Raw genomic sequence first — 675 nt, 5'->3', positions numbered from 1 at the left:
GCGTTTGGCGCGGACCCTTCGGGGATTGCGCGCCCACCCTCACCCGCTTGACCGCACTCCCGCGCTGACCGGCGCACTCCACCACGATCCAGAACGGAGACCCACCATGAGCACAGTGATCAACCCATGGGCCATCACCGGCGACGACGAGGCACAAGCGTTTAACTCCGATCGCGACCCATCCCGCCAGCAGCCCATCCACGACCAAGACAGCGAGCACGACAGCGTTCGCGGCATCGACGAATTGGCCGTCCTGCAGGTCGCCCACGACGGGCTACGGTTGCCGCTGCGCGGGGCAGACCGCGATGAAGCAGTTCGCCGAATGCACGGACGGGTGGAGCTCGAGCTGATCGCCTGGCGTCTCTACACGACCACCCGTACCGTGCACCGCGTCGCGGCGCGACTCGGCTTAACCGAACACCACCGCACCCGACGCGAACTGGTCACAACGTCGGCACGGTGACGTGGCGAGACTCCTCCCGGGCCCGGCCGACTCCCACCACCAGGGGGTTGGCCGGGCCGCTATCTTCCCGGGGCCCCACGGTGCCGGCGCGCCCCGCGCGACCGGACTGGCCACCTGGCGGCGGCCACATCCGTAGCCCCTCACCTTCATAGCCGTCAGCAGGGGTCGCAGCCTAATCGGCCGGGGGCCCGAGCGCGCAACCCACGCCCGCG

Annotated in this window: 1 protein-coding gene; it reads left to right on the top strand. The window is 69.9% G+C overall.

What is annotated here, in order from left to right:
• A partial coding sequence (locus HMPREF0591_RS30100; RefSeq protein ID WP_208857821.1) for a hypothetical protein occupies window positions 1-463 on the top strand: 463 nt, incomplete at its 5' end.
• Between the last annotated feature and the right edge of the window lie 212 nt (window positions 464-675).

Source organism: Mycobacterium parascrofulaceum ATCC BAA-614, from assembly GCF_000164135.1.
GTDB classification, from domain to species: domain Bacteria; phylum Actinomycetota; class Actinomycetes; order Mycobacteriales; family Mycobacteriaceae; genus Mycobacterium; species Mycobacterium parascrofulaceum.
Note: the sequence above shows the minus strand (reverse complement) of the source record. Positions and strands in the feature narration are given on the sequence as shown.